This is a genomic window from Rathayibacter sp. SD072 (assembly GCF_017355185.1).
Classification (GTDB): domain Bacteria; phylum Actinomycetota; class Actinomycetes; order Actinomycetales; family Microbacteriaceae; genus Rathayibacter.
The window spans coordinates 118,852-125,843 of record NZ_JADILJ010000005.1; the positions used below are offsets into that span (position 1 = coordinate 118,852).

The window sequence follows — 6,992 nt, forward strand, 5'->3', positions numbered from 1 at the left end:
CGCCCGTCCGTCCGCACCATCCGAGGAGAGACACGTGACATCCGTCGACAGCACCATCCAGCTCATCGAGCGCGGAGCCCCGGGCGAGACCTGCGCCCCCGAGCTCGCCGACGCGCCCTGGTCGTTCGACCTCGGGTTCCCCGCCTACGGCCCCGGCGCCTCCCAGGCCGATCCGATCCCCGCCGAGGCTCCCGTCCAGGGCCGCCTGCCCGACGCGTACACCGCGGCGAGCGCCGACGAGCTGCACCACCGCATCCTCGCTGCGAAGCAGACGCTCGGCGAGCGGGTCGTCGTGCTGGGGCACTTCTACCAGCGCGACGAGGTCGTGCAGTACGCCGACTTCGTGGGCGACTCCTTCCAACTCGCGAAGGCGGTCTCGAGCCGTCCCGACGCTGAGGCGATCGTCTTCTGCGGCGTGCACTTCATGGCCGAGACCGCCGACATCCTGTCGCGGCCCGACCAGGCAGTGATCCTGCCGAACCTCGCTGCGGGCTGCTCGATGGCCGACATGGCCGACATCGACTCCGTCGAGGACGCGTGGGCCGAGCTCACCGAGCTCTACGGCACCGAGCCGGACGCCGATGGGCGCGTCCCGCTGATCCCGGTCACGTACATGAACTCCTCCGCCGCGCTCAAGGCGTTCTGCGGGCGCAACGGCGGAGTGGTCTGCACGTCCTCCAATGCGGCGACCGTGCTCGAGGACGCGTTCGCGCGCGGGCAGAGGGTGCTCTTCTTCCCCGACCAGCACCTCGGTCGCAACACGGCGAAGGCGATGGGGGTGCCGCTCGAACGCATGCCCATGTGGAACCCGCGGAAGGCGCAGGGCGGCTCGGACGTGCAGACCCTCCTGGACGCGCAGGTGATCCTCTGGCACGGCTTCTGCTCGGTGCACAAGCGCTTCACCGTCGGGCAGATCGAGAAGGCGCGCGCCGAGCACCCCGGTGTCCGTGTGATCGTGCACCCCGAGTGCCCGATGGCGGTCGTCGACGCCGCCGACGAGTACGGATCCACGGACTACATCGTGAAGGCGATCCAGGCGGCCCCCGCGGGAACGACCTTCGCGATCGGCACCGAGATCAACCTCGTGCAGCGCCTCGCCGCGCAGTACCCGCAGCACACGATCTTCTGCCTCGACGACGTCGTCTGCCCGTGCTCGACCATGTACCGCATCCACCCCGGCTACCTCGCCTGGGTGCTCGAGGGGCTGGTCGAGGGCACCGTCCACAACCGCATCTCGGTCGACGACTCGGTCCAGGCCGAGGCCAAGGTCGCCCTCGAGCGGATGCTCGCGGCCGTCCCGCCCACCGGCCCGACGGCTCCGACGGCGGCCTGACGTGTCGCGCGTCGTCGTCGTGGGCAGCGGCATCGCCGGGCTCGTGACCGCCCTGCTCGCCTCCCGCCGCCACGAGGTGGTCCTGGTCACCAAGGGCGCGATCGAGGAGTCGAGCACGCGCTGGGCGCAGGGCGGGATCGCCGCGGTCACAGCCGCGGACGACTCCGTCGCCCTGCACGTCGAGGACACCCTGACCGCCGGTGCCGGGCTCTGCTCGCGCTCGGCCGTCGAGGTGCTCTGCTCCGAGGGCCCCGCCGCCGTGGCCGCGCTGCTGGCATGGGGGGTCGCGTTCGACCGCGACGGCGGCGACCTCGCGCGCGGACTCGAGGCGGCGCACTCGCGCTCGCGCATCCTCCACGCCGGCGGTGACGCGACCGGCGCCGCGATCGAGGGGGCGCTCGTGTCCGCGGTGCGCGCCGCCTCCGTCATGGTGATGGAGCGGACCGCGCTCGTGGATCTGGTGCGCAGGGGTGCCGCGATCGTGGGGGCCGACGTGCTGCGGGGCGGCTCCGTCGAGCGGATCGACGCCGACGCCGTCGTCCTCGCGACCGGCGGCGCGGGCCGGCTGTTCAGCCACACCACGAACCCCGAGGTCGCCACCGGCGACGGGCTCGCCGCCGCTCTGCGCGCGGGAGCCGAAGCCGCGGACCTGGAGTTCTACCAGTTCCACCCGACCGCCCTCGCGCTGCCCGGCGGCTTCCTCGTCTCGGAGGCCGTCCGCGGCGAGGGAGCGGTGCTGCGCGACGCCGCGGGCGAGCGCTTCATGACCGCCGTGCACCCCGACGCCGAGCTCGCTCCCCGCGACGTCGTCGCCCGGGCGATCGCCGAGCGGATGCGGCAGCAGGGCGGACTGCCCGTGCACCTCGACGCCCGGCACCTCGACCCCGCGGTGCTCGCGAAGCGGTTCCCGAGCATCTCGGCCGCCTGCCGGGCGAACGGCCTCTCGCTCGCCGAGGACCTCGTGCCCGTGACGCCTGCCGCGCACTACTGGATGGGCGGCATCGCGACCGATCTCGACGGGCGCACGAGCATCCCGGGGCTCTTCGCCGTCGGCGAGGTCGCCTGCACCGGCGTCCACGGCGCGAACCGGCTGGCCTCGAACAGCCTGCTCGAGGGCGTGGTGTTCGCCCGGCGGGTGGCCCGGGCCCTGGACGCGCCCGCCCCGGCGACTGCTCCCGCGACGGAACCCCGCCCCGTCACTCCGCTCTCCCTCGACCGCTCGGCGCTGCAGGCGGCCCTGTGGGCGGGCGCCGGGGTGTCGCGCGACGCGGCGGGGCTCCTGGCGGCTCGCTCCGCGCTCGTCGGAGTCGCCGCCCCCCTCTCGCTCCGCACCCTCGAGGACGCGAACCTCGTCGAGTGCGGCCTGACCCTGATCGACGCGGCCCTCGCGCGCTCGGAGTCCCGCGGCGCCCACCACCGCACCGACCACCCCGGAACCGAGGCGACCGCTTACCGCGTCGCCGGAAGAAGAAAGGTCGCCGTCCCGTGCTGACCCGTCAGAGCATCGAACGCCTCGTCACCCTCGCGCTGGAGGAGGACGCCCCCTGGGGCGACATCACGACCGAGACGCTGATCCCGGCCGACGCCACCGCCTCGGCGCGCCTGGTCGCGCGCGAGCCCGGCGTCTTCAGCGGCGGGGCCGTCCTCGTCGGCACGATGCTGCAGGCCGACTCCCGCATCCGGACGAGCGTCCTCGTCGAGGACGGGGCCTCGTTCACCGCCGGCGCCCTGCTCGCCGAGATCTCGGGCCCCGCCGCGGGCGTGCTGCGCGGCGAGCGCGTCGCACTGAACCTGGTGCAGCGGATGAGCGGCATCGCCACCCTGACCGCCCACTACGTGAAGGCGGTCGAGGGCACGCGGGCGCGGATCGTCGACACCCGCAAGACCACCCCCGGGCTCCGTGCCCTCGAGCGGCACGCGGTGCGCAGCGGCGGCGGACGCAACCACCGGTTCTCCCTGTCGGACGCGATCCTCGCGAAGGACAACCACCTCGCGATCCTCGCCCAGCGCGGGATCGACCTCACCGCCGCGCTCCGGGCCGCCCGCGCGGCCGTGCCGCACACCACGCACATCGAGGTCGAGGTCGACCGCTTCGACCAGATCGAGCCGGCGCTGGCGGGCGGGGCCGACACGATCATGCTCGACAACTTCACTCCGGAGCAGCTCGCCCAGGGTGTCGCGCTGATCGGCGGCCGCGCGGTCGTCGAGGCCAGCGGCGGCGTGAACCTCGAGACGGTGCGCGCGATCGCCGAGTCCGGCGTCGACGTGATCTCGGTCGGTGCGCTGACCCACAGCGTCCGCTCGCTCGACCTGGGGCTCGACATCGAGGTCGAGGCGCCGCGTCCGTGATCTACCTCGACCACGCCGCCACGTCGCCGGTGCGCCGCGAGGTGCTCGAGGCGATGTGGCCGTTCCTGACCGGCGAGTTCGGCAACCCGTCCAGCAGCCACGCGCTGGGCGACGCCGCGGCGCGCGCGCTCGAGCAGGCGCGCGGCCGCGTCGCCCGGTTCCTCGGCGGGCGCGCCTCCGAGACGCTCTTCACCTCGGGCGGCACGGAGTCGATCAACACCGCGGTGAAGGGCATCGCCCTCGGCGATCCGCGCGGGCGGAGGATCGTGATCTCGGCGATCGAGCACGAGGCCACGGTGGAGTCGGCCGGATTCCTGCGCCGTCTGCACGGGTTCGAGGTCGCCGTCGCCCCTGTCGACTCCGACGGACGCCTCGATCTCGAGGCGCTCGCAGAGCTGCTGACGCCGGAGACGGCACTGGTGTCGGTCATGGCGGCCAGCAACGAGATCGGGACCGTGCAGGACGTGCCGGCGGTCGCCGCGCTCTGCCGCGAGCGGCGCATCCCGCTCCACGTCGACGCGGTGCAGGCGGCGGGCTGGGTCGACCTGCCCGCGATGGGAGCCGACGCGGTGTCGATCTCGGGGCACAAGCTCGGCGCCCCGAAGGGCGTCGGCGCGCTGATGCTGCGCAGCCGCCTCGCCTTCGAGCCGCTGGTGCACGGCGGGGGGCAGGAGCGCTCGCGGCGCTCCGGGACCGAGAACGTGGCGTCCGCCGTCGCGCTCGGCACGGCGGTGACGCTGCTCGATCCGCTCAGGTCCGAGCGCGTCGCCGCGGTGCGCGACGCGTTCGCCGGGCGCGTCGCCTCGCTCGTGCCGCGGGCGGTGCCGACGGGGTCGGTGCAGCACCGGCTGCCGTCCATCGCGTCCTACGTGGTGCCCGGTCGCAGCGGCGAGTCGATCCTGCTGGCGCTGGAGGAGCGCGGGGTGGTCGTGTCGAGCGGCTCGGCCTGCGCGGCGGGCCGGGACGAGCCGTCCGAGGTGCTGCTGGCGCTGGGGATCGAGCCCGCTGTCGCCCAGACGGCCGTGCGGTTCAGCTTCGGAGCGGAGTCGTCCGCCGAGGACGCCGAGCGGGCCGCATCGGCGTTCGCCGAGGTCGTCGAGCGGACCTGATCGCACGGATCCGCGACGGATGTCGCAGGATCGGGAATGTCGGGGGCACCTGGGAGAGTTCTGACACCTCGAACCTCCGCATCCGGTTCCGACGGCGCCGCCGCGATGCGCACCCGCTCCTGAGCCCTTCAGGAGCCTTCACGACACGACGCACGACCGGAGAACCGCCTGTGACCGAGCGCACCCTTCCCGAGACGCGGGAGTCCGCCGCACCCCGAGACCGCACGCCGGCGCCGTCGGCCGTGCTCGAGCCGCGCAGCCGCCTCGTCATCAGCCTGCTGCTGGTGTCGGCGTTCGTCGTGATCCTCAACGAGACGATCATGAGCGTGGCCCTGCCCGACCTCATGGCCGACTTCGGCGTCGAGGCGCACGTCGGCCAGTGGCTGTCGACGGCGTTCATGCTGACGATGGCCGTCGTGATCCCGATCACCGGCTACCTGATCCAGCGCCTGCACACACGCACCCTCTTCGCGGCCGCCATGTCGCTCTTCAGCCTCGGCACGCTCAGCGCCGCGCTCGCACCCACCTTCGAGGTGCTGCTCGCCGCCCGCGTCGTGCAGGCGAGCGGCACGGCGATCATGATGCCGCTGCTCATGACCACCGTGATGACGCTCGTCCCGCCGTCGATCCGCGGACGGATGATGGGCAACATCTCGATCGTCATCTCCGTCGCCCCCGCGGTCGGCCCGACCATCTCCGGCGTCATCCTCAACTTCCTCAGCTGGCGCTGGATGTTCTGGATCGTCCTCCCCATCGCCGTCGGCGCGCTGCTCCTGGGCCTCCGCAAGGTCGAGAACGTGACGGAGCCGAGGAAGATCCCGGTCGACGGTCTCTCGATCGTGCTCTCGGTGCTCGGATTCGGCGGACTCGTCTACGGTCTCAGCTCGCTCGGCGAGGGCGGCGAGGCGGTCGTCGCTCCGTGGGTGCCGTTCGTCGTCGCGGCGATCGGCCTCGCGGGCTTCATCGCGCGCCAGCTCTCCCTGCAGAAGACCGATCGCGCGCTGCTCGATCTCCGCACCTTCACCTCCGGCGGCTTCACGATCGCGATCGTGATGATGGCCGTCAGCATGTCGGCGCTCTTCGGCACTCTGATCCTCCTGCCGCTCTACACGCAGAACGTCCTGGGCCTGACCCCGCTCGAGACCGGGCTGCTGCTGCTCCCGGGCGGCCTGCTGATGGGACTGCTCGCGCCGTTCGTCGGCCGCGGCTACGACCGCTTCGGCCCGCGCGTGCTGCTGGTGCCCGGCTCCGTGATCGTCGCCGCCGCGCTGTGGGGCTTCACCGCCCTCGACGAGAACTCGTCGTCCTGGTTCATCCTGACGCTGCACATCGTCCTCAGCCTCGGACTCGCCTTCGTCTTCACTCCGCTGTTCACAGCGGGACTGGGCTCCGTGAAGCCCCGGTTCTACTCGCACGGCAGCGCCATCATCGGCACCGTGCAGCAGCTCGGAGGCGCGGCCGGCACGGCGCTGTTCGTCACGGTGCTCTCGATCCAGTCGGCCGCGCTCGCCCGCGAGGGCGCCGACCAGGTCGCCGCGTCGGCGGGCGGCATCCACGCGGCCTTCGTCTGCGGTGCGTCCATCGCCACCCTCGCGATCGTCGCGGCGTTCTTCGTCCGTCGTCCGACGGAGTCCGACGCGCCGCTGCCCGTCGGTCACTGATCCGCCTCCCCCGCCGTGCCCGGCGGCCGCCCGCACGCCGGGTCGGCTGCCGGGCACGATGTGTTCACCCGCCGGACACCCGGTGGTCCTACCGTGACGCCCCGGCCGTGGCGATCACTTCGCTCGGCCGGAACGGAGACCGGACGTGGAGACGACCCTCGCGCAGGACCACCTCGACGCCGGCGCCCTCGCGGCGCCGCCTCGGACGCTCATCGATGTCCTCCGCGAGACGGCCCGACTGCACCCCGACGCGTCCGCGCTCGAGGACGCGGCCGGAGCGCTCAGCTACCGGGAGCTCCTCGCCCGCGTCGTCGGCGCGGCCGGCGAGCTGACCGCGGCGGGAGTCCAGCGCGGCGACCGCGTCGGCGTCCGCATGCCGAGCGGATCGCGCGAGCTCTACCTCTCGATCCTGGCGATCCTCGCGGCCGGCGCCGCCTACGTCCCCGTCGACGCCGACGACCCCGAGGAGCGCGCGCAGCTGGTGTTCGGCGAGGCGCGCGTGCGGGGCGTCGCGACCGGATCCGGCCGCTTCGAGCGGAT

6 protein-coding genes are annotated in these 6,992 nt (G+C 73.3%); all 6 read left to right on the forward strand.

What is annotated here, in order from left to right:
- Nucleotides 1-34: 34 nt before the first annotated feature.
- Complete coding sequence (nadA, locus tag IOC53_RS03635) at nt 35-1,333, forward strand: quinolinate synthase NadA (RefSeq protein ID WP_207403025.1); 1,299 nt, start codon at nt 35-37, stop codon at nt 1,331-1,333.
- A 1-nt stretch (nt 1,334) separates the two neighbouring features.
- Complete coding sequence (gene nadB, locus IOC53_RS03640) at nt 1,335-2,825, forward strand: L-aspartate oxidase (protein WP_207403026.1); 1,491 nt, start codon at nt 1,335-1,337, stop codon at nt 2,823-2,825.
- Nucleotides 2,819-3,682, forward strand: coding sequence for a carboxylating nicotinate-nucleotide diphosphorylase (nadC, locus tag IOC53_RS03645; protein ID WP_207403027.1), 864 nt, complete (start codon nt 2,819-2,821; stop codon nt 3,680-3,682). The genes nadB and nadC overlap by 7 nt, the downstream gene beginning before the upstream one ends.
- The gene (locus tag IOC53_RS03650) at nt 3,679-4,791 is read left to right on the forward strand and encodes a cysteine desulfurase family protein (RefSeq protein ID WP_207403028.1); all 1,113 of its coding nucleotides are present in this window, start codon (nt 3,679-3,681) and stop codon (nt 4,789-4,791) included. The genes nadC and IOC53_RS03650 overlap by 4 nt, the downstream gene beginning before the upstream one ends.
- 170 nt (nt 4,792-4,961) lie before the next feature.
- Entirely contained in the window at nt 4,962-6,452 is a 1,491-nt protein-coding gene (locus IOC53_RS03655; protein ID WP_207403029.1) for a DHA2 family efflux MFS transporter permease subunit, read from the forward strand.
- Nucleotides 6,453-6,597: 145 nt separating this feature from the next.
- The coding region (locus IOC53_RS03660) for an AMP-binding protein (protein ID WP_207403030.1) at nt 6,598-6,992 on the forward strand (395 nt) is incomplete at its 3' end.